The 19,620-nt window shown below is 70.0% G+C and carries 22 protein-coding genes and 1 riboswitch; of the genes, 10 read left to right on the forward strand and 12 right to left on the reverse strand.

The features are described from left to right. Positions 1-60: 60 nt before the first annotated feature. The 5 genes from ACZ3HL_RS06910 to ACZ3HL_RS06930 form a co-directional block, all read right to left on the reverse strand. Positions 61-945 carry a hypothetical protein gene (locus ACZ3HL_RS06910; RefSeq protein WP_192743853.1) on the reverse strand — a complete coding sequence of 295 codons (885 nt, stop codon included), beginning with the start codon at positions 943-945 and terminating at the stop codon, positions 61-63. Then, positions 942-1,418: a DUF6932 family protein gene (locus ACZ3HL_RS06915; RefSeq protein WP_126730318.1), complete on the reverse strand. Its 477-nt coding sequence runs from the start codon at positions 1,416-1,418 to the stop codon at positions 942-944. The genes ACZ3HL_RS06910 and ACZ3HL_RS06915 overlap by 4 nt, the downstream gene beginning before the upstream one ends. 216 nt (positions 1,419-1,634) lie before the next feature. Continuing rightward, positions 1,635-2,051, reverse strand: coding sequence for a hypothetical protein (locus tag ACZ3HL_RS06920; protein ID WP_465529370.1), 417 nt, complete (start codon positions 2,049-2,051; stop codon positions 1,635-1,637). 7 nt (positions 2,052-2,058) lie between these two features. Next, complete coding sequence (locus ACZ3HL_RS06925; protein WP_465410722.1) at positions 2,059-2,775, reverse strand: OmpA family protein; 717 nt, start codon at positions 2,773-2,775, stop codon at positions 2,059-2,061. 265 nt (positions 2,776-3,040) lie between these two features. Next, positions 3,041-3,880 carry an SGNH/GDSL hydrolase family protein gene (locus ACZ3HL_RS06930; protein ID WP_465410724.1) on the reverse strand — a complete coding sequence of 280 codons (840 nt, stop codon included), beginning with the start codon at positions 3,878-3,880 and terminating at the stop codon, positions 3,041-3,043. Positions 3,881-4,152: 272 nt separating this feature from the next. Here ACZ3HL_RS06930 and ACZ3HL_RS06935 point away from each other — a divergent pair, with 272 nt between their 5' ends. After that, a complete protein-coding gene (locus ACZ3HL_RS06935) occupies positions 4,153-4,836 on the forward strand; it encodes a DUF3159 domain-containing protein (RefSeq protein ID WP_465529372.1) in 684 nt (227 codons plus the stop codon). A 108-nt stretch (positions 4,837-4,944) separates the two neighbouring features. Here the strand turns inward: ACZ3HL_RS06935 and ACZ3HL_RS06940 are convergent, their stop codons facing one another. Next, positions 4,945-5,895, reverse strand: coding sequence for an N-acetylglucosamine kinase (locus ACZ3HL_RS06940; protein ID WP_465410728.1), 951 nt, complete (start codon positions 5,893-5,895; stop codon positions 4,945-4,947). Next, positions 5,892-6,935, reverse strand: a complete 1,044-nt coding sequence (locus ACZ3HL_RS06945) for an SIS domain-containing protein (protein WP_219147819.1) — start codon at positions 6,933-6,935, stop codon at positions 5,892-5,894. The genes ACZ3HL_RS06940 and ACZ3HL_RS06945 overlap by 4 nt, the downstream gene beginning before the upstream one ends. A gap of 140 nt (positions 6,936-7,075) precedes the next feature. On the opposite strand from ACZ3HL_RS06945, the gene ACZ3HL_RS06950 reads away from it, so the two are divergent. Further along, positions 7,076-7,831 carry a GntR family transcriptional regulator gene (locus tag ACZ3HL_RS06950; protein ID WP_005160527.1) on the forward strand — a complete coding sequence of 252 codons (756 nt, stop codon included), beginning with the start codon at positions 7,076-7,078 and terminating at the stop codon, positions 7,829-7,831. Positions 7,832-7,922: 91 nt separating this feature from the next. Further along, positions 7,923-9,440, forward strand: a complete 1,518-nt coding sequence (locus ACZ3HL_RS06955) for an MFS transporter (RefSeq protein WP_465529375.1) — start codon at positions 7,923-7,925, stop codon at positions 9,438-9,440. A gap of 79 nt (positions 9,441-9,519) precedes the next feature. Here the strand turns inward: ACZ3HL_RS06955 and ACZ3HL_RS06960 are convergent, their stop codons facing one another. Continuing rightward, entirely contained in the window at positions 9,520-10,458 is a 939-nt protein-coding gene (locus ACZ3HL_RS06960; protein ID WP_465529377.1) for a threonine ammonia-lyase, read from the reverse strand. Between the two features lie 149 nt (positions 10,459-10,607). On the opposite strand from ACZ3HL_RS06960, the gene ACZ3HL_RS06965 reads away from it, so the two are divergent. Continuing rightward, the gene (locus ACZ3HL_RS06965; protein WP_465410735.1) at positions 10,608-11,312 is read left to right on the forward strand and encodes a hypothetical protein; all 705 of its coding nucleotides are present in this window, start codon (positions 10,608-10,610) and stop codon (positions 11,310-11,312) included. 79 nt (positions 11,313-11,391) lie between these two features. Here the strand turns inward: ACZ3HL_RS06965 and thiE are convergent, their stop codons facing one another. Then, entirely contained in the window at positions 11,392-12,057 is a 666-nt protein-coding gene (gene thiE / locus ACZ3HL_RS06970; protein WP_465529379.1) for a thiamine phosphate synthase, read from the reverse strand. 30 nt (positions 12,058-12,087) lie between these two features. Beyond that, positions 12,088-12,195, forward strand: a riboswitch (TPP riboswitch). Here thiE and thiO point away from each other — a divergent pair. From thiO to ACZ3HL_RS06990, 4 genes are all read left to right on the forward strand, one after another. After that, positions 12,189-13,259, forward strand: coding sequence for a glycine oxidase ThiO (thiO, locus tag ACZ3HL_RS06975; protein WP_465529381.1), 1,071 nt, complete (start codon positions 12,189-12,191; stop codon positions 13,257-13,259). (Overlaps the previous riboswitch by 7 nt.) Beyond that, complete coding sequence (gene thiS / locus ACZ3HL_RS06980; protein ID WP_007033436.1) at positions 13,259-13,459, forward strand: sulfur carrier protein ThiS; 201 nt, start codon at positions 13,259-13,261, stop codon at positions 13,457-13,459. The genes thiO and thiS overlap by 1 nt, the downstream gene beginning before the upstream one ends. A gap of 2 nt (positions 13,460-13,461) precedes the next feature. Further along, positions 13,462-14,220, forward strand: a complete 759-nt coding sequence (gene thiG, locus ACZ3HL_RS06985; protein WP_465410737.1) for a thiazole synthase — start codon at positions 13,462-13,464, stop codon at positions 14,218-14,220. Between the two features lie 109 nt (positions 14,221-14,329). Next, positions 14,330-14,764, forward strand: coding sequence for a MarR family winged helix-turn-helix transcriptional regulator (locus ACZ3HL_RS06990; protein ID WP_125683770.1), 435 nt, complete (start codon positions 14,330-14,332; stop codon positions 14,762-14,764). Here the strand turns inward: ACZ3HL_RS06990 and ACZ3HL_RS06995 are convergent. The 3 genes from ACZ3HL_RS06995 to ACZ3HL_RS07005 are packed head-to-tail and all read right to left on the reverse strand — an operon-like array spanning position 14,742 to position 17,343. Beyond that, a complete protein-coding gene (locus tag ACZ3HL_RS06995) occupies positions 14,742-15,539 on the reverse strand; it encodes an ion transporter (RefSeq protein WP_465529383.1) in 798 nt (265 codons plus the stop codon). The two genes, ACZ3HL_RS06990 and ACZ3HL_RS06995, sit on opposite strands and share 23 nt — an antisense overlap. A gap of 26 nt (positions 15,540-15,565) precedes the next feature. Beyond that, positions 15,566-16,396 (reverse strand): bifunctional hydroxymethylpyrimidine kinase/phosphomethylpyrimidine kinase, encoded by an 831-nt coding sequence (thiD, locus tag ACZ3HL_RS07000; RefSeq protein ID WP_465410739.1) that lies wholly within the window; start codon positions 16,394-16,396, stop codon positions 15,566-15,568. A gap of 23 nt (positions 16,397-16,419) precedes the next feature. Then, the gene (locus tag ACZ3HL_RS07005) at positions 16,420-17,343 is read right to left on the reverse strand and encodes an NADP-dependent oxidoreductase (RefSeq protein ID WP_465529385.1); all 924 of its coding nucleotides are present in this window, start codon (positions 17,341-17,343) and stop codon (positions 16,420-16,422) included. A gap of 88 nt (positions 17,344-17,431) precedes the next feature. Between ACZ3HL_RS07005 and ACZ3HL_RS07010 the strand changes: the two genes are divergently transcribed. Both ACZ3HL_RS07010 and ACZ3HL_RS07015 read left to right on the forward strand, forming a co-directional pair. Then, positions 17,432-17,830 carry a winged helix-turn-helix transcriptional regulator gene (locus ACZ3HL_RS07010; RefSeq protein ID WP_465410741.1) on the forward strand — a complete coding sequence of 133 codons (399 nt, stop codon included), beginning with the start codon at positions 17,432-17,434 and terminating at the stop codon, positions 17,828-17,830. Between the two features lie 95 nt (positions 17,831-17,925). Continuing rightward, positions 17,926-19,452 carry an alkaline phosphatase family protein gene (locus ACZ3HL_RS07015; RefSeq protein WP_465529387.1) on the forward strand — a complete coding sequence of 509 codons (1,527 nt, stop codon included), beginning with the start codon at positions 17,926-17,928 and terminating at the stop codon, positions 19,450-19,452. Positions 19,453-19,620 lie beyond the last annotated feature (168 nt).

A 19,620-nucleotide genomic window follows, 5' to 3' on the forward strand; every position in this document is an offset into this window, starting at 1 on the left:
CAAGCGGTCGCCGATATTTTCTGACGAGAATTGTGGCATCGCCGAATGTCGGAAACCCGATCACTGATCGAACAGGCTGACTTCCGGGGTGATCTCCAGCAGTTCGTGCACCGGGCGGCCGCGGCGGCCGTCGATGGTCGTGGTGCGCACGACGCGCAGCCGCGCGGTCACCGGCCGGTCCAGGTTCTCCTTGATCTCGTCGAGCAGATCCGGCGCGACCGCGCCCTGGATCGTGCCGCCCGACTCACGTTCGAGATAGAAGATCCGGCGCCGGGTGCGGACGCCGTCCAGCCTGCCGCTGACCGTTTCGTAGCCGACGGCCTCGCGCGACTCACGCAGGCTCCCGGACAGGATCCTCGCCTGCTCCGTGGTCATGCTGCGGGTCAGCTCGTCGCCGGACGTCGGGGTCAGCGCCATCCCGATCCCGGCGTGCTTGCTGACCGCGTTGACGATGTCGCTGACCGCGTTGCGGACGGTGTCGCGCTGCAGCAGCACCGCGTCCAGCGCGCCGTCGTCGGAGCCGTTGGCGGGCAGGAAGTCGCACAGTTCCTTGACCGCTCGTTCGGACAGCGACTCGATCCCGTCGTGGATGAGCGCATCGTCGAGCGCCGGTTCCGGGAAGCCGAAGAAGATCGCGTTGCCCGCCTGCCCGCGCTGGATCAGCGGGGCCTTCTCGCGGTCCGCGGGCTGGACGAAGGTCACCTCGCCGGACGGGTTCCGGATGATGTGCCCGATCTTCGCCGTCGCGTCCTGCAGCGCGCGGCTGATGTCGGAGAAGGTGTACGCGTCCAGATGCGACTCACCGAGCACGGACACGCGAAGCAGCGGCGACCGTGATGTGCGCTCGAACTTGGCGTACGCGGCCATCGCCGACGCGCGCGCGAGGTCGTCGAGCCAGGTGCCGCCGGGGATCTCGTCGGCGATACGCCGGAATTCGTTCCTCACCAGATCACTTCCGGAATTCCCCTGCCACCCGATGCCCACACTTCTTCCCAGATCTCCTCGTCACCGGGACGGCAGAGGAAGCCGTCGAGCATGCCGCCGACGGGCTGGACCTGGTCCAGGTACATGGCGGGCTGGCCGACGATGACCCCGCGCAGGGTCAGCAGCCCGTACAACGCCGAGCGGCCCGCGTCGTCGAGCCGTTTGAGCGCGCCCCATTCGTCAGGAATCAGCACCACGTCGAGCCCGCGCGGCGCGTGCGGGGTCCTGGCGGTCAGATCGCCGCCGATCCACGCGCGGCCGGTCGGCATGATCCGCCGGGCGACACCGAGGTAACTGTTCAGCGCGCTGAACAGGATTTCACGGTCGTTCTGGTGCGGCGCGTCGAAGACCAGCCGCTCGTAGACGTCGGCCAGATCGGCGGGATGGCGGCCAGGAGGCAGCAGGTTGTGCGGCGTCCAATAGGGGAGCGCCAATCGGAGCCTCCTTCGTGTGCCGGAGCTCCCGATCGAAGAAACGTACCCGGCGTCCCGCTCACAGTGCGTAGCCGAATTTACCAGGCGAGTGTCAGTGCTTATTGGTGAACCCACGACCGCGATCGACGTCGGCAGGGCTTCGCTGGTCAACCGGGTCGCGGAAGCGGAAAGGGACGCCCCGCCACCGCGATAGCGGGGCCTTCGGCCGGGGTGGGTTCACGTCCGTTCGGCAGGTGGCCAGTCCTCGTCGCTCGGCCAGACGGGTTCGGGTTCGTGGCCGCCTTCGCCGTTGCGGGCGGCCGCTTGCGGCGGCCCCGGGTGGTAGGCCTGCACCGATTCCGGCGTCAGCTGACCCTCGCGGTGGCCTTCCGCCTCCTGGTCGTACGGCTCGTCGTCGTCCTGCACCCGCGCGGGTGGCAGGAACTGCGTCCGTTCGGTGGAGAGCAGCTCGGGCACGGGTTCGGGATCCGGTTCGTGCCGGACCGGGACCGCGGCGCGCGCAGGCTCGTGGACTACCGGTTCCGCGGCGGGACGCTCACGTCGTTCGCCGCGCATCAGCAGCCAGGTGACACCGCAGCCGAGGGCGAACGAGATGAGCAGCCACAGCCAGATCTGCCCGAAGAGCCAGAGCATCAGGCCATCACCTCTGTTCTGCCGTGATGTCGACGCGGCGGCCCTCGCCGCTCGCGCCGTCGGAGTTCCTGCGCTGGGTGGAGTACGCCTGGTCGCGTTTGACCCCGTTGCGTTCCAGCAGCCGCTCGACGGTCAGTGCCCGGTTCAGCGCGAGCTTGCGGTCCGAACCGGTCGCGACCGATCCGGTGATCCGGAACCGCAGTTCGCGGGGCGCGTCCGTGAGCAGCTTCGCGATCTCCAGCGCGCCGCGTTCGCCGTCCGCGGTGAGGTCGGTGGTGTCCGGTTCGAAGGTGATCGGCGTGGCCGCCAGCAGCCGGTCGATCTCAGCCTGGAAGCCCGCCTTGTCCGTCGGCTTGGCCGACGTCGGCGCGGGGCTGGGCGGCGGGCTCGGCGCGGGTTGGCTCGGCGGCTCGCCGCTGGTCGTCACGGGGCCCGCCGGCGGGGCGGTGTCGCCGGAGATCTCGACCGTCCGGACCCCGTCGATCCGCTGGATGGCGTCCATCGCCTGCGCGGCCTTGCCCGGCGGGAAGCCGGTGAGGTTCGCGTCGCGGCCGGAGAAGCTCACCTGGCCGCCGGAGACGCCGACGTCGGCGAGCGCGTCCTTCGCGCGCGCGGTCAGCTCGGCCTCGATGTCGTCCGAGGCCGACCAGACGGTGATCGCCGTCAAGGCGAGCGTGACCAGCAGCGCTGTAGGCAGCAAGCGGCTCCAGCGTGTACCGGGCATGAAGGGACTGTAAGCCGCTTACGTCCGGTTAGCGAACCGGCTTTCCCCACGTTCGGGCCACCGTCGTGCGCTCTCCGCGAGGTGCCGCATACCCGGTCTGGCCTGCGACGTCGGCCGCGTTCCCGCACGGGCCCCGGATCCCGCGCCGGTGTACCGGGCGGTCAGTACATGACCCTTCTGGGTGACACCGATCTGCCGATCGCGCGTGAAGGCCCCCTTCCCTCGGCTCAGCCGAGGGAAGGGGGCCTTCACGGACTTACGCGGTTCAGCTCGCGTGGTGGTGGATCTCCCGCAGGTCCTTGGCCGGAAGCGTGACGCCCGCCGACTCGATCTGCTCCAGCGGGAGCAGCGGCGCGAGCTGGGGGCGCTTCGGGGACAGGCCGTCGCCCATGGACTCGCCCTTGAGCTGACGGCGGATCCACGGCAGCAGGTGCGCCTTCGTCCATTCGAGGTCCGAGCGGCGCGAAGTGATCCAGGTGCTCGGCTCCTCGGACGCCGGCCACGGCTCACGCCAGTCGTCGGCGACCGGGACGCCGAGGACCTCGGCCGCGCGCAGCGCGATCCGCCGGTGGGCCTCGGGGGTGAAGTGCAGCCGGTCGTCGCTCCAGGCGCGCCGGTCGTGCAGCGGGGCCATCGCCCACATGTCGACCATCTTGGCGCCGTGCCGGTCGGCGATCGCCCACAGATGCGCGTTGTAGATGCCGACCTTCCCCCGCAGGACGTGCATCACGGACAGATACTTGGTGTCCGGCCCGTTGAAGATCAGCACCGGGATCCCGGCCTCGCGCAGCTTGGCGACCCCCGCCTCCAGCCGCGCGGCGACGGCGTCCACGTCCGCGCCGGGCACGATGATGTCGTTGCCGCCAGCGCACAGGGTGACCAGGTCGGGCTTCACCGCGAGGGCGATCGGGAGCTGCTCTTCGAGGATCTCGTCGAGCATCTTCCCGCGGAGGGCGAGGTTCGCGTACTGGAAGTCGGGCCTGCCTTCGGCGAGGATCTCCGCCAGCCTGTCCGCCCAGCCCCTGAAGGTGCCGTCGGGCAAGCCGTCGTTGAGTCCTTCGGTGAAGCTGTCACCGATCGCCACGTAGCTGTCGAATCCGTACACGTTGGGTCCCCTTCCGTCCGTGTGCCCCCGGTGGTACTTGTACACCACAACTAACAGCTGAGAGCGCCCCTGCAATCCCGCCTGGCCGAAACCCGTGGTTCAGCCCGTTGACACAGTCTCTTATTTTGTCGGACGTCCATGCATCTCCATTACTGGGATGTACACTCCTGGGCTGCGTAGATTCCCCTCAAGCGGGCTCAAACCGGACACGGTATGTGGCGAACGTCTCCCCGCCCGGGTGTCCGGGCTCATAGATCCGGCAGGCTGTAAGGGTGACCTCACGACCCTCGCGCGAGTCGCTCGCCCAGATCCTCGGCGGGCGGCGGGGCGCCATCGACGCGAGCATCCCGCCCGCGGCCTTCGTCCTCGGCTGGCTGATCGCCGGCCGGTCGATCGCCTGGGGCGCCGGGGTGGCCATCGGAGTGGCGGTGCTGCTCGGCGGGTACCGGGTCGCGCGCGGCGACAAGGCCCGCGCGGTCTTGGTGAGCCTCGCGGCGGTGATCGCCGCCGCGCTGATCGCCCTGCACACCGGCCGTGCCGAAGACTTCTTCCTCATCCAGCTGCTGTCCAATGTGGCCAGCGCGCTGCTGTGGGCGGCCAGCATCGTGGTCCGGTGGCCGTTGCTCGGCGTCGTGGTGGGGCTCGTCATCGGGCAGAAGACCCGATGGCGCCGTGATCCCGCGCTGCTGCGCGCGTATTCGCGGGCGAGCTGGGTGTGGGTCTTCCTCCAGTACACGCTGCGGGTCGCCGTGTACGGCTCGCTGTGGTGGAGCGGGCAGGTGGTCGCGCTCGGCATCGCGCGGACGGTGCTCTCCTGGCCGCTGGTCGCGGTGACGGTCGCCGTGAGCGGCTGGGTGCTCTACCGCACGCTGCCGCCGGAACATCCCGGCCTGCGGGTGGTGGAGGAGAACGGGGATCCCTCGGATTCCGCGCCCGATGGGCTGCCCAGGACATAAGGCGGCCCCCGGCGAGGGGGGAGGGTCCGGGGGCCGGGTCCTACGGTACCCGGAGTTCGGCCCTGGAGTCGATGGTTTGGTCTTTTCGGGCTCGGTCCGGGTGTTTTTTCAGGGTGACACCGGCCGCGGGGCGGTCTCTCCGTAGGCGTCGACGGCGGCCAGCCAGGCGGCGCCGAGCACCCCGTCGGTGCTGGTCAGGACCTCGATGCCGGCGAGTTCGGCACGGACCTTCGCCCCCACCGGCCCCTCCGGCGACAACACGCCGCCCACCAGGACGACCGGCGTGTCCTCCCCGGGGTCCCGGGCGGCCATGACGTTCGTCACCAACGATTCCGCCGCGCGGGTGGTGATCTCGTCCGCCGCCGGATCGCCTTCGCGGTAGGCCTCGCTGACGAGCGGGGCGAACCGGGCGAGCCGGATCGGGGCTTCGGCGTTGGCGCTCGTGATGAGCGCGCGCCAAAGCGGGGCCCGGTCGGTCGCGGGGTCCACTGCGGACGGTCCCAGCGCTTCGGCGAGCACGGCGCGCGCGAGCGGACCGGGTTCGCCGCCGCGGCCGAGAACATCCAAAGTGGAGCGAACGGCTTCCCGGCCGAGCCAGTAGGCCGAACCTTCGTCGCCGAGCAGCCAGCCGTAGCCGCCGACGGTGGACACCGTCCGCCTGCCGCGGATCCGGCAGGCGATCGATCCGGTGCCCGCGACGAGTACCGACCCGTCCGGCGCGGAGGTCGCCGACGCGTAGGCGACCTCCGGGTCGGGGACCGTCCGCACAGGACTGATCCCCGCGTCCTTCCACGCGGCTTCGAAGATCTCCGCGATCGACGGATCGCTCAGCTTGCTGGCGCCCGCCATGCCGACGACGCACGCCGCGGTCGCGGCCGGATCCAGCGCACCGAGCGCGCCGGTGATCGCGCTCGCGATCCGCGCCGCGGCCTCGTGCGGCGGATGGGAGTTGGGATTCGCCCCGCCCGCGCGCCCGGTGCCGAGGACGGCGCCGGAGGCGTCGACGGCGATCGCTCGCGTCGACGTGCCTCCGGCGTCCACACCGATGACGTGGGTCACCGGGTCTTGGTCACCTTGAGCAGCCCGCGCGGGCTGTCCGGGTCACCGCCGCGCGCCAGCGAAAGGCCGAGCGCGATCCGCTGGATCGGCAGGATCTCCAGGATCGGGGCGACCTCTTCGGCGGACGGCGCGACACCGATCCGCAACGCCGCGGGGACGTCGGCCGAAGCGGAGCCGACCGCGAGCACGTCCGCGCCGCGTTTGCCGACGGCCTCGAGGACCTCCTGCATCGCGCCCACTCCGTGTCCCTGGCTCGTCACGGCGAGCACGGCGGTCTCACCGTCGACCGCGGCGACCGGACCGTGCAACAGGTCGGCGCCGCTGTACGCGCGGGCGGCGAGATAGCTGGTTTCGGCCAGCTTCAGCGAACCTTCCAGCGCCGTGGCGTAGGAGTATCCGCGGCCCGTGGTGAGCACTCGGTCGACGAAGCGGTAGCGGTCCACCGCGCGCCGCACGCCTTCTTCGGAACCGTCGAGGGTCTGCTGTGCGAGCTCGCCCAGCTTCTCCGCGTCCGCGCCCTTGCCGCCGCGGACCGCGTCGATCAGAAGGTAAAGCGAAAGCAAGGTGGCCGAGTAGGTCTTGGTGGCGGCCACCGCCTTTTCCAGTCCCGCGCCGATGTCGACGCCGAGTTCGGCCGCGGCGCGAAGCGGCGACTCCGGGGTGTTGGTGACCGAAACGGTCAGCGCTCCCTGGCGACGCGCGGTTTCGGTGACCTCGATGAGATCTGGGGAACCACCGCTTTGGCTTACTGTGATGAAGAGAACGTCCCGAAGATCGGGACGGGCGCCGTACAGAGTCGCGGTGGAGGGCGAGACGAGACCGCAGGGGAGACCGAGGAGTACTTCGATCAGGTACTTCGCATACAGGGCGGCGTGGTCGCTGGAGCCGCGGGCGGCGAGCAGTGCGAACCTGGGCGGGCGCTTGGAGATGGCTTCGGCCACCTCGGCGATTTCGGCCTGTCGCTCCACGATTCCTGCCAGAATGGCGGGTTGCTGGGAGATCTCCGCGGCCATGTGCTCGCCGGGGCGCTGTTCGGTCATCTCGTTCCCTTCCACCGGGACGTACTTCGTCCCCCGAGTAGGTCTAGACCAATGCTAGCCCGGATGGACGTTTGTGGTGAAGGGTACGTTTCCTAGTGGGGACGGTGCGCGTTCGAGTGGGAAGGCTTAGGGAGTCGGTCATGTTGGAGACAACCACCGCGAGTGAGGCGGGCGCTACGGCAGGGATGCGCGGGCAGCGCGAACCCAAGTACTGGGCGCTGAAACAGCATCTGCTCGATCTGCTCGACGCGTTGCCGCCCGGCTCGCCGATTCCGACGGAACGGGCACTGGCGGGGGAATTCACCGTTTCGCGCACCACCGTCCGGCAGGCGCTCGCCGACCTCACCGCCGAGGGCAGGCTCCACCGCGTTCAGGGCAAGGGCACCTTCGCCGCAGAGCCGAAACTCGCGCAGCGCCTGCAGTTGTCGTCCTACACCGAGGACATGCGCAAGCAGGGACTCAAGCCGTCGTCCAAGCTGCTGGAGATCGACGAACTGCCCGTCGAAGCCGATCTGGCGAAGCTGCTCGGAATCCGCGTCGGCGCGAAGATTCTTCGCCTTCGCCGTCTCCGGCTGGCCGATTCGCAGCCGATGGCGCTGGAGACCACGCATCTCCCGCTCGGCCGCTTCCGCGGTTTGCGCAAACATGTTTCCGCAGGTGGTTCGCTGTACGCCGTGCTGAGGGAGCACTACGGCGTCGAGCTCGAAAGGGCCGAGGAAACGATCGAGACCGCCCTCGCCGGACCGCACGAGGCGGAGATGCTCGGCGCCGACGTCGGAATGCCGATGTTGCTCCTTTCGAGGCATTCCTTCGCCACCGACGGAAAACCGGTCGAGTTCGCGCGCGCGATCTACCGGGGTGACCGTTACAAATTCGTCACCACGCTACTTCCCTGACGAGTCAGGTAATTCCGGGAAAGATCGCTTTCCCGGAATTCATGCCTCTTTCGCGGTGGCCCGGCCCCGGCCGTCATGATTCAGTCGTCCCATGACTGACACGGCGGCGGGGATCCGGTGGGGGACGCCGGTGGCGCGTGGCGTGCTCGCCACGACGATCGTGGGCTCGGGCATGGCGATGCTCGACGGGACGATCATCAACGTCGCGCTCCCGAGGATCGGCGACGAACTCGACGCGTCCGTCGCGGGCCTTCAATGGATCCTCGACGGCTACCTGCTCGCGCTCGCCGCGCTGATCCTCGTCGCCGGATCGCTCGGCGACCGCTACGGCCGCCGCCGCGTGTTCATCGTGGGCGTGGTCTGGTTCGGCGTCGCCTCCGGGCTGTGCGCCGCCGCGACGACGACCGAGGTGCTCGTCGCGACCCGGATCCTCCAGGGGATCGGGGGAGCTTTGCTCACGCCCGGCTCGCTCGCGATCCTCCAAGCGTCCTTCACCCATGAGGACCGGGCCCGCGCGATCGGCGCCTGGTCCGGGCTCGGCGGTATCGCGGCGGCGATCGGCCCGCTGCTCGGCGGCGTCCTCGTGCAGGTGTGGTCGTGGCGGCTGGCGTTCCTGATCAACCTGCCGCTCGCCGCGGTCTGCGTCCTGCTCGCCCGGCGCTACGTGCCGGAGTCCCGTGACGAGGAGGCGACCGGGCACCCCGACTTCCTCGCGGCCGCCGTCGGCGCGATCGGGCTGGCCGGGCTGACCGGCGCGCTGGTCGAAGCACCCGGACGCGGTATCGGCGACGTCGTCGTCCTGGTCGCCATCGTGCTCGGCGTCGCGGGGCTGGGGGCGTTCCTGGTGATGCAGCACCGCTCGGCCGACCCCCTGGTGCCGCCGAAACTGTTCCGCGACCGGACGTTCAGCCTCGCCAACGCGCTGACCTTCGTCGTCTACGCGGCGCTCGGCGGCGTGATGATGCTGATGGTCATGCAGTTGCAGGTGTCGCTGGGCTACTCGCCGACCGCGGCCGGGCTCGCCGGGCTGCCGATCACCGTCATCATGCTGCTGTTCTCCGGCCGGTCCGGCGCGCTCGCGCAGAAGATCGGGCCGCGCACGCAACTGGTCGCCGGCCCGATCCTGGTCGGCGTCGGCATGCTCCTGCTGATGCGGGTCGGGCCGGGGTCTTCGTACCTGGGTTCGGTGCTGCCCGCCGTCGTCGTGTTCGGCGCCGGGCTGGCGACGGTCGTCGCCCCGGTGACCGCGACGGTGCTGGCCGCCGCGCCGGACCGGTACGCCGGCGTCGCCTCCGGGGTCAACAACGCCATCGCCCGGTCGGGTGGCCTGCTCGCGATCGCCGTGCTGCCCGCCGTCGCCGGGCTGTCCGGCGCCGCCTACACCGATCCGGTCGCGCTGACCGCGGGCTGGCGGACGGCGTTGCTGGTGTGCGCGGCGCTGGCTATCGGCGGCGGGCTGATCGCGCTCGGCATCCACAACGGCGTCCTCGACACACCTGCCGGCGACACCACCGACACCGAGGAGTCACCGCATCCGGGCGAATGTCTCCATTGCGGGGTCGACTCGCCCCCGACGCACGTCCGCCCCGGCCGGCACTCGCGTGATTGAAGGCGTAACTCACGTGATTGAAGGCGTAACTCGTGAGTTACGCCTTCAATCACGCGAGTTACGGCGCCAGTCACGCGAGTTACGCCAATAGGCCGGCCAGGGTCGCCGGGTCCAGGTTGCCGCCCGAAACGACCGAAACGACCTTGCCCGGCGGAAGCGCGTCACGGTGGGAAAGGAACGCGGCGGTCGCGGTGGCGCCGCTCGGCTCGGCGACCAGACGGGCGCGGTGCGCCAGCGTCCGGACGGCCTCCCGGATCTCCTCCTCCGAAACGGTGATGACGTCGTCGAGCACCGCCTGGAGGTGGGCGAAGGTCAGGTCCGACGGCTGGGCGCGCAGGCCGTCGGCGCTGGTGCGCGCCCGCAGCTCCATCGGCCACTCGATCCGCCTGCCCGCGCGGAGGCCCTCGGCGGTGTCGCCCGCCAGTTCCGGCTCGACACCGATGACCTTCGCGTCCGGCAGCAGTTCCTTGATCGCCGTGCCGACGCCCGAGGCCAGCCCGCCGCCGCTGAGCGGCACGAGCACGACGCCGGCGTCCGGAAGGTCTTCGGCGATCTCCAGACCGACGGTGCCCTGCCCGGCGATGACGTCGCGGTGGTCGAACGGCGGGATCATGGTGAGCCCGCGTTCGACGGCGACGGCGAGCGCGGAGGACTCCTGCGCGTCGATGGGGACCTCGATGACCTCTGCGCCGAGCGCCTTGGTGGCTTCGACCTTGGCGCGCGGGGCGACGTCCGGAATGAGGATCACCGCGGGAATCCCGAATCGCTTCGCCGAGTACGCGACCGCTTGCGCGTGGTTGCCACTGGAGAACGCGACGACGCCGCGGGCGCGCCGATCTTCGTCCAGCGCGGCGATCGCGTTGTAGGCCCCGCGCACCTTGAAAGCACCGATCGGCTGAAGGCTTTCCGGCTTGAGCCACAACGGCGCCCACCCCTGTTCCAGTAACGGGGTGCGCACCGCGACGCCTTTGACACGGTTCGCCGCGTCGCGGATTTCCTCGATCGATACCAGGTTCATACGTCCGATTATGTCAAGGAATTGTGAGGCGTGGACAGTCCTTTTTGGACAGAGAGCGTGGCGCTCCTCACGTGCGGACAACGCGGGGAGCATCCCGTGCGCCTTAGTCGTTAGGACGGGTGAGGACCGACTAACAGCAGAACGGGATCATGACCAAGGAGAGCACGGAGAAAGCCGAAAAGACGGAAAAGCAGGGCCGGATCATCCAGGTGGTCGCCGCCGCCATGGCCGCGATCACCGCGGCGCTGCTGGGTTCCACGCTCGGCGTGGCGGGCACGGTGGCGGGCGCCGGGCTGGCGAGCGTGATCACGACGCTCGGCGGCGAGCTGTACCTGCGTTCGCTGCAACGGACGAAGGACGCGGCGCTGAAGGCGCGAGTGGTGCTGACCGTTCCCGGCCGCCGCAAGGTGCTCGACCCGGCGGAGCAGGAAACCGTCCGGATCACCCAGGCGGAGGACGAAGAGCCGTCAGGGCGGAAGTTCAAACCCCGCTGGGCGGTGATCGCCGGGGTCAGCGTGGTGGCGTTCGCGGTGGCGCTCGTCGCGATCACCGGTTTCGAGGGGGCGACCGGGAAGACCTTCGGCGGCGGAACCGGGACCACGATAGGGAAGATCATCGGCGGCGGACAGGCCCAGGAGCGGCAGGACAAGCACGACACCCCGCCGGCGACGACCCCTTCGGAGGCTCCGGACGACCAGCCCGAGAAGACGCCGTCGACCACGCCGACCCCCTCGACGACGCCCACCACCACGACGCAGGCACCCCCGACGACGCAGTCCACAGCGCCGTCGACCTCCCAGGCACCCTCGACGACCGCCTCGGCCCCGCCGGCGTCGAACACCCCCGTGCCCTGATCCCCTTCCCGCATTTCGTCCTCTGGATGCGGTAGTTCGCGCTGCCAACTACCGCATCCAGAGGACGAAACGCGTGGGGTCAGGAGAGGGCGGAGCGAAGGGTGCGTGCGGCCGCTTCGGGGTCTTCGGCCTCGGTGATCGCGCGGACGACGACGATCCGCGACGCCCCCGCGTCCAGCACGTCGGGCAGCCGCTCGACGTCGATCCCGCCGATCGCGAACCACGGCCGCGTCGTCCCGGACGCGGCCGTCGAGCGCACCAGGTCGAGCCCTGGAGCGGACCGGCCGGGCTTCGTCGGGGTGGGCCAGCACGGCCCGGTGCAGAAGTAGTCCACGCCGGGCTCCCCGGCGGCGGCCGCGGCCTGTTCGGCCGAATGGGTGGACCGGCCGATCACCACGTCGTCCCCGAGCACCCGGCGCGCGAGCGACACCGGGATGTCGTCCTGCCCCAGGTGCAGCACGTGCGCGCCGACGCCGAGCGCGACGTCCGCGCGGTCGTTCACCGCCAGCAGCTTGTCGTGCTTCTCGCACGCCTCGGCCAGCACTTCCAGTGCGGCGATCTCGTGTTTCGCCTCGATCGGCGCACCGCCGGTCTTGTCCCTCAGCTGGATGATGTCGACGCCGCCCGCCAGCGCGGCGTCGGCGAATTCGGCGAGATCGCCGCGGCCGGACCGGGCGTCGGTGCAGAGGTACAGGCGGGCGTCCGCGAGCCGGGCGCGGATCAGCGAACCAGACAGGGTGGGCATGGCGGCGACGGTACTCGCGCGCTACGGTGGGGTGGTCCGCACGGGAGCCCGAGGACGGGCTGAGAGGGAGCCGGGACCGCTCCGACCGTGGAACCTGATCCGGGTCATGCCGGCGCAGGGAGCGTGATCTCATGAGAGAACTTTCGGTTGTCGGCGGCGGGGTCATCGGCCTCTCGGTCGCTTGGCGCGCGTCCGCGCGCGGCCATCGCGTCACCGTGTACGACCCCGATCCGGGGCGCGGCGCGTCGTGGCTCGCGGGCGGCATGCTCGCGCCGGTCACCGAGGCCTGGCCCGGCGAGGAGGATGTCCTCGCCCTCGGCGAAGCCTCCCTGCGGCGCTGGCCGGATTTCGCCCGTGACCTGGCGGAAGAGGGCGTCGACCCGGGCCTTTCCCCGCACGGCACGCTCGTCGTCGCGCTGGACAGCGCCGACGCGGGCAACCTCGAAATGCTCGCCGCGTACCTCGCCGAGCTCGGCCGGGACGTCGGGCAGCTCACCGGCCGCGAGGCCCGCCGCGCCGAGCCCGGTCTCGCCGGATCCGTCCGAAGTGGACTCCTGGTACCCGGGGATCTGGCCGTGGACAACAGAAGGCTGCTGCAAGCGCTCGAACACGCCTGCCGTGCGCGCGGCGTCGAGTTCTGCCACGAGACCATCACCGACCTCAGCGGATTGGGCGACGTCGTCCTCGCCGCGGGCGCCTGGACCGGACGGCTGCATCCCGCGCTCGACGGCGCCGTCCGCCCGCTCAAGGGCGAGATCCTCCGCCTCCGGCCGCGACGGGGTTGCCTGCCGCCCCCGAAGCGCACCGTCCGCGCGATGGTCGAGGGCCGCCCGATCTACCTCGTCCCTCGTGACGACGGTCAGCTCGTACTCGGCGCGACCCAGTACGAGGCCGGTTTCGACGAGACGGTCACCGTCCGAGGCGTGCGTGAGCTGCTCGAAGGCGCGGAGCGCGTCTTCCCGGGCCTCACCGAGTACGAACTCGTCGAGACCTCCGCCGGACTCCGCGCGGCGAGTGTCGACACGATGCCCTTCATCGGTGAGCTGGGCGAAGGTGTCTTCGCCGCGACAGGTCACCATCGCAACGGTCTCCTGATGGCCCCGGTCACCGCGGACGCCGCGGTCGCCTGGCTGGACGGGGTGCCGTTGCCGGACGAGGTCGCGGCGGCCACGCCGTCGCGGCGAAGCGAGGAGCGGGTGTGATGGAGATCCAGGTCAACGGCCAGTGGCGCGAATTCCCCGACGGGACCACCGTCGAGGGCGTGCTGGAGGCGCTGGGCACGGCGACACAGGGCGTCGCGGTCGCGGTGGACGGCGTGGTCGTCCGGCGCGGCGAATGGCCGGAAGCGGTGGTGCGCAAGGGCGCCAGCGTCGACATCCTGACCGCTGTGCAAGGAGGCTGAAAATGGACGGCGACCACCTCGTCATCGGCGAGCACAAACTCTCGTCGCGGTTGATCATCGGTACCGGCGGCGCGGGCAATCTCGCCGTGCTGGAGCGCGCGCTGGTGGCGTCCGGCACGGAACTGACCACCGTCGCGATGCGCAAGGCCGACGCCGAAGGCGGCTCCGGAGTCCTCGAACTGCTTCGCCGCCTTGGCATCCGCCTGCTGCCCAACACGGCAGGCTGCCGGACGGCCGCCGAAGCGGTGCTCACGGCGCAGCTCGCCCGCGAAGCGCTCGAAACCGACCTCGTCAAGCTGGAGGTCCACGCCGACGACCGCACCCTGCTGCCGGATCCGTTCGAGACCCTCGAAGCGGCCGAACAGCTCGCCGCGGACGGCTTCACCGTGCTCGCGTACACCAACGACGACCCGGTGCTGGCGCTGCGGCTGGAGGAGGCGGGCTGCGCGGCGGTGATGCCGCTCGGCGCGCCCATCGGCACCGGTCTCGGCATCCGGAACCCGCACAACATCGAGCTGATCGTGTCGCGCGCGGGGGTCCCGGTGATCCTCGACGCCGGGATCGGCACGGCTTCCGACGCGACACTCGCGATGGAGCTCGGCTGCGACGCCGTCCTGCTCTCCACCGCCGTGACCAGGGCCGCGGACCCGGAACGGATGGCGTCGGCGATGCGGGCCGCCGTCACCGCCGGGCGGCTGGCCGCCGGCGCGGGACGGATCCCGCAGCGGTTCTGGGCGCACGCGTCGAGCCCGCCCCGGTAACCCTTTTGTACGGTTCACGGCCTTCACGGCGAGTTCGCCCCCGGAGCCCGTATGGTTGACGGCACTTTCCGGAGGCGCACTCGCCGCCGTGTACCCAGAGGAGCCAGTGGTGACCACGTCAGCGGTCCAGGACGTTTCGGGCAGGTTGTTCCTGGCGGTGGGCAGGTTGTCCCGGTCGCTGCGCCAGGCGGGCGTGCCCGGGCCCGGCCACGGCGCGATCTCGGCGCTCGCCACACTCGTGCACTACGGCCAGCTCCGCCTGGGTGATCTCGCGGCGAAGGAAGGCGTCGCCGCGGCCACCATGTCGAGGATCGTCGCTTCGCTGGTCGAAGCGGGCTACGTCAGCCGTGAGTCGGATCCGATCGACAGGCGCGCGTGGCTCGCGGAGGCCACCGAAGAAGGCGAGAGGCTGGTTTCCGGTGTCCGCTCGACGCGGGTGAACGAACTGGGCAAACGCCTCGAACGGCTGACCCCGGAGCATCAGGCGGCCCTGGCGGCGGCTCTCCCGGCGCTCGAAGCGCTTATTGCCGACGAAGAGCGCTGACTTCGGCGCGAAGGGCGCGGAGCTCGTCGAGGATCTCCTTGTTCGCCACGGCCTGGGTTTCGGCCTGCTTCGCTTCTTCTTCGCGGATGTCCTGGCGAAGCTCGTCCTCCATCCCGCTGACCACCACGGCGATGAAGAGGTTCAGCACCGCGAAGCTGGACACGAGGATGTAGACCACGAAGAACACCCAGGCCATGGGCGCTTCCTTCATGACCTCCTTGGCGATGTCCGGCCAAGCCTCGCCGGTCATCACCTGGAACAGCGTGAACAGCGAAGTGCCGAGGTCGCCGAAGTTCTCCGGCGAGATCGCGCCGAACAGCTTGGTCGCCATCACGCCCGCGACGAAGATGATCAGCGCGAGGAGCGCGGCGATCGACGCCATGCCGGGGATCGCCGCGAGCAGGCCGGTGACGACCTTCCGCATCGACGGCACGACCGAGATCAGCCGGAGTACGCGCAGGACCCGCAACGCCCGCAGCACCGCGAACGGGCCGGTCGTGGGGATCACCGCGATCCCGACGACGATCAGATCGAAGACGTTCCACGGGTCACGGAAGAACTTTCCGCGATAGGCGTACAGCTTCGCGCCCAGTTCGAGGACGAAGATCCCGAGCGCGACGTAGTCGACCGTGTGCAGCAGCGGCCCGTACTCCGCGAGCATTCTCGTCGAGGTCTCCAGGCCGAGGGTGACGGCGTTGAAGACGATCACCGTGATGATGAAGTTCTGGAAGCGGCGGTCCTCGACGACCCTGGCCACCGTTTCGCGTCCGGTCACGGCGCAGATCGTAACCGGGCGGGTGCTCAGTGCTCCGGCGCAAGCCGCCAGAACGCCGAAACCGGACCGACCTTCGCGCCCATCGGGTAGGCGTTTTCGACCGCGTGTGAAACGAACCACTTGCCGTAGCGGGCGGCCTCCACGACGGACATGCCCTTCGCGAGACCGGCCGTCAGCGCCGACGCCATCGTGTCCCCGGCGCCGTGCGTGTGCTGCGTCGCGAACCGCTCGCCCGGCAGTTCGACGAACGTGGAGCCGTCGAAAAGCACGTCGACGCATTCCGGGTCGGAGACGAGGTGACCGCTCTTCACGAGCACGTATTTCGGCCCGAGCCGGTGCAGGACGACGGCCGCCTGGTGCATCTGCTCGCGGGTGGTCACGGTCATCCCGGTCAGCAGGCGGACCTCGTCGAGGTTCGGGGTGAGGACGGTCGCCCGCGGCAGGAGCTCGTCGCGCAGGGCCACCAGTCCGGCCTCGTCGAACAGCGGGTGACCGTGCATCGACGCCGCGACCGGATCGACCACGAACGGCACCTTGGCGTCGCGGCCGATCTCGGCCTTGTCGCACGCGGCGGCGACGGCGTGGATGATCTCGGCCGAAGCGAGCATGCCCGTCTTGGCCGCGTTGACACCCATGTCGGCCGCGACCGCCTCGATCTGCCCGGCGACGATATGCGCCGGGATGTCGGTGCGGTCGTGCACGCCGAGGGTGTTCTGGACGGTCACGGCGGTGACCGCGACCAGGCCGTGCACGCCACAGGTGAGGAACGTGCGCAGGTCCGCCTGAAGTCCGGCGGCGCCGCCGGAGTCGGACCCCGCGATGGTCAGCGCCGACGGCGGGCTCGGGTTCTCGCTCATGGGTTCATTTTCCATGCGCGTTCTCAGAGGGTCAGGACGAGCTTCCCGGTCACCCTGCCGCCTTCGCCGGCTTCGTGCGCCTTCGCGACGTCATCGAGAGGGAAGGTCTGGTCGACGTGGACGCGCAGTTCACCCTTCTCGATCAGGCCGGTCAGCGCCAGGAGACCGATCTCGTCGGGTTCGGCGAGCATCCCCGACGTCCGCACGCCCAGCGTCTCGGCCTTCGCGGCGACAGCCTCGCTCACGCCGCCGGGGACCGCGATCAGCAGACCGCCCGGTTTCACCGCGTCCAGCCAGCGCAGGTCGCTCTGCTCGCCGACCAGTCCGAACACCACGTCCACATCGGCGGCCGTCGCGGTCTCGTCGCGGTAGTCGATCGGCTCGTCGACACCGAGTTCGCGGAGGAAGTCGTGCTTCCCGGCGCTCGCCGTGCCCAGGACGTACGCGCCGCGCGCCTTCGCCACCTGCACGGCGAGGTGTCCGACACCGCCCGCGGCCGCGTCGATCAGCACACGCTGCCCGGGCTGGACGTCGGCGATGTCCACGAGGCCCTGCCAGGCGGTGAGCCCGGCGAGCGGCAGTCCGGCGGCTTCCTCGTGGGTGAGGCTCGCGGGTTTGCGCACGAACTGGCGGGCGGGCGCGGTCACGTATTCGCCGTAGCCGCCGGCCTGCCGCGGGAACCACGGGAAGCCGAGGACTTCGTCGCCGACGGCGAAGCGCGTGGTGCCCACGCCGAGCTCCTCCACCACCCCGGAGACGTCCCAGCCGAGGACGAACGGCGGCTCGCCCATGAAGACGCCGTAGGCCCGGGTCTTCCAGTCGACCGGGTTGATCCCGGCCGCGCGCACGCGCACGAGCACCTCCGTCGGGGCGGGGGACGGCCGATCGGTTTCGGTCACCTCCAGCACTTCCGGGCCACCAAGCCGCTGCTGGGTCACGACGCGCATCGAAAGCTCCTTCGTTGTTGGTGCTTTCCATGCTCGGCCGCTTGGTCTCTTTTCGCCAGAAGGCACTTAAAAGTAAACTAGGTACCTGATGGAAACCACCTGTGAAGTGCCGGAATCCCCGTGGGACATCTACCTGCGGAACTGCCCGTGCCGAGACGTCCTCGATCTGCTCGCCAACAAGTGGACCGCGCTGGTGCTCGGCGCGCTGTCGCGGCGGCCGCACCGGTTCGGTGAACTGCGCCGCGCCGTCGGCGGGATCAGCCAGAAGATGCTGACGCAGAACCTGCGCGCCTTCGAACGCGACGGCCTGGTCACGCGCACGGTCTTCCCGACCACGCCGCCGACCGTCGAATACGCGCTGACCGAACGCGGGGCGAGCGCGGGCACGCTGCTCATGGCGGTCAGCGAATGGTCGGTCGCCAACTTCGACGGGATCCTCGAGTCGCGCAAGGAGTACGACTCGCGGGTGCTGGAGCCCGTCGGCTGAAGTCCGCCGCGGCGGCACGCGGACTTCATCGGGAAGACAGCTCGGCGCACTAACTTGACGAACAATTGGTTCGAACAAGTTATCCGGAGGCTTTCGTGCGCAGAACGCTTTCCCTCCTGTCGGTTTTGGTGGCCGTCGCCGGGCTGACGTCCGGTGTCGCCGTCGCCGCGGCCAAAACGCCCAAGGTGCTGGTCATCGGCCTGGACGGCGCCCGGTTCGACAAGCTGATGGCCGCCGACACCCCGAACGTCCACGCGCTGGTGGAGCGCGGCTACGCCTCGCGCAGCTCGCTGTACGGCAGCGGGATGGCGCCGACGGTGAGCGGCCCCGGCTGGTCCACGATCCTCACCGGCGTCTGGCCGGACAAGCACAAGGTGAAGGACAACTCCTTCTCGGGCAACGACCTCGCCTCGCATCCGAGCTGGCTCGCCCGCGCCGAAACCGCGAACCCGGCGCTGGACACCTACGCCGCGGTCGACTGGACGCCGATCAGCGACCGGATCCTGCGCACCGGCCAGGACCGCAAATTCGTCCTGAACGGCGACAGCGCCGGTTACGAGAAGACGGACGAGCAGGTCGCCGTCGACGCGGAGAAACACCTCAAGCAGGACAAGGCCGACGCGTCGTTCGTCTACTTCGGACAGACGGACATCGCGGGCCACGACCACGGCGCGGATTCCCCGCAGTACGAAGCCAGTCTGCGCACCGACGACGCGCTGATCGGCCGTCTGCTCGCCGCCGTCGACGCCCGCGCGGGCCGGGCGAACGAAGACTGGCTGATCATGATCTCGTCGGACCACGGTCACACGCCCTCGGGCGGCCACGGCGGCGATACCCCCGAGGAACGGATGACCTTCGTGATCGCCGTGGGCGGCGCGGTCCCGGCCGGAACTCCCGCCGTGGCACCGAAGATCGTCGACATCGCGCCGACGGTGCTGCGGCACCTCGGCGTCGCGGCTCCGGCGGTCTACGACGGCTACGTGCTCGGCGCCGCGCCTTCGGACGTCTTCGACACGGCCGCCTTGAAGGCGCGGCAGGACGAAACCGGTGTCCCGGCGGGAGTTCTCGGCTGGACGCACGACGCGCCTGGGGGCTGGAGCGTGCGCAACGCGTCCGGCATGCCCGCCGGTGTGACGGAATGGCAGGGCTGGTCCTTCACCACCGACGACTTCTGGACCCGCACCGCTCCTGGCCAGCAGCGCGAGGCGAACGCGCGGGCGCGTGGCGTGGTCGCGGTCGCGGATCCGGACGAGTGGGATGACAAGGGCTCGCCCTCGTCGCGTGGCGCCTTCGACTCTTCTCTGGTGTCGCCTTCGCTCGACGTCACCGGAAAGTCCACAGTGGACGTCTCGTTCGTTTCGCACTATCGGCAGGACGGGACGCAGCGGGGTGCGCTGACGGCGTCGTTCGACGGCGGTCCCGAGCAGAACGTGCTGGCCTACGGGCCGGAATCGGGTACGGCGAACAAGGGCGGTGACGTGCTTTCGGTGCCGACGGCGGCTTCGGTCAAGGTGCCTGCCGGGGCTCGTTCGGTGAAGCTGACCTGGCGGCTGTACGCGGCGGGGAACAACTGGTACTGGGCGGTGGACGCTCCTCGCCTCGGCACCGTGCCAAGTACATAAAGGACCCCTTCACTGCGCCTAGGTACAGGAAGGGGGCCATCACGTACTTGAGCGGCGAGCAAAGGCGGAGGTGGCGAAGTGGGGCACGGCTCGTGAGTGGTAAGGGCGGTTAGAACCGTCCTTACCACTCACGAGGCCCAAGACCCGCTTGGTATCGGGGTTCTGCTG

The sequence above is a fragment of the Amycolatopsis sp. NPDC000009 genome, assembly GCF_055563465.1.

Coding starts and splice junctions, on each gene's coding strand:
- ACZ3HL_RS06925 (WP_465410722.1), bottom strand. CDS start 2,775: ATGCCCGGTACACGCTGGAGCCGCTTGCTGCCTACAGCGCTGCTGGTC.
- ACZ3HL_RS06960 (WP_465529377.1), bottom strand. CDS start 10,458: ATGAACCTGGTATCGATCGAGGAAATCCGCGACGCGGCGAACCGTGTC.
- thiD (WP_465410739.1), bottom strand. CDS start 16,396: ATGAGCGAGAACCCGAGCCCGCCGTCGGCGCTGACCATCGCGGGGTCC.
- ACZ3HL_RS06950 (WP_005160527.1), top strand. CDS start 7,076: ATGTTGGAGACAACCACCGCGAGTGAGGCGGGCGCTACGGCAGGGATG.
- thiG (WP_465410737.1), top strand. CDS start 13,462: ATGGACGGCGACCACCTCGTCATCGGCGAGCACAAACTCTCGTCGCGG.
- ACZ3HL_RS07005 (WP_465529385.1), bottom strand. CDS start 17,343: ATGCGCGTCGTGACCCAGCAGCGGCTTGGTGGCCCGGAAGTGCTGGAG.
- ACZ3HL_RS06955 (WP_465529375.1), top strand. CDS start 7,923: ATGACTGACACGGCGGCGGGGATCCGGTGGGGGACGCCGGTGGCGCGT.
- ACZ3HL_RS06945 (WP_219147819.1), bottom strand. CDS start 6,935: ATGACCGAACAGCGCCCCGGCGAGCACATGGCCGCGGAGATCTCCCAG.
- thiE (WP_465529379.1), bottom strand. CDS start 12,057: ATGCCCACCCTGTCTGGTTCGCTGATCCGCGCCCGGCTCGCGGACGCC.
- thiO (WP_465529381.1), top strand. CDS start 12,189: ATGAGAGAACTTTCGGTTGTCGGCGGCGGGGTCATCGGCCTCTCGGTC.
- thiS (WP_007033436.1), top strand. CDS start 13,259: ATGGAGATCCAGGTCAACGGCCAGTGGCGCGAATTCCCCGACGGGACC.
- ACZ3HL_RS07010 (WP_465410741.1), top strand. CDS start 17,432: ATGGAAACCACCTGTGAAGTGCCGGAATCCCCGTGGGACATCTACCTG.
- ACZ3HL_RS06965 (WP_465410735.1), top strand. CDS start 10,608: ATGACCAAGGAGAGCACGGAGAAAGCCGAAAAGACGGAAAAGCAGGGC.
- ACZ3HL_RS06920 (WP_465529370.1), bottom strand. CDS start 2,051: ATGCTCTGGCTCTTCGGGCAGATCTGGCTGTGGCTGCTCATCTCGTTC.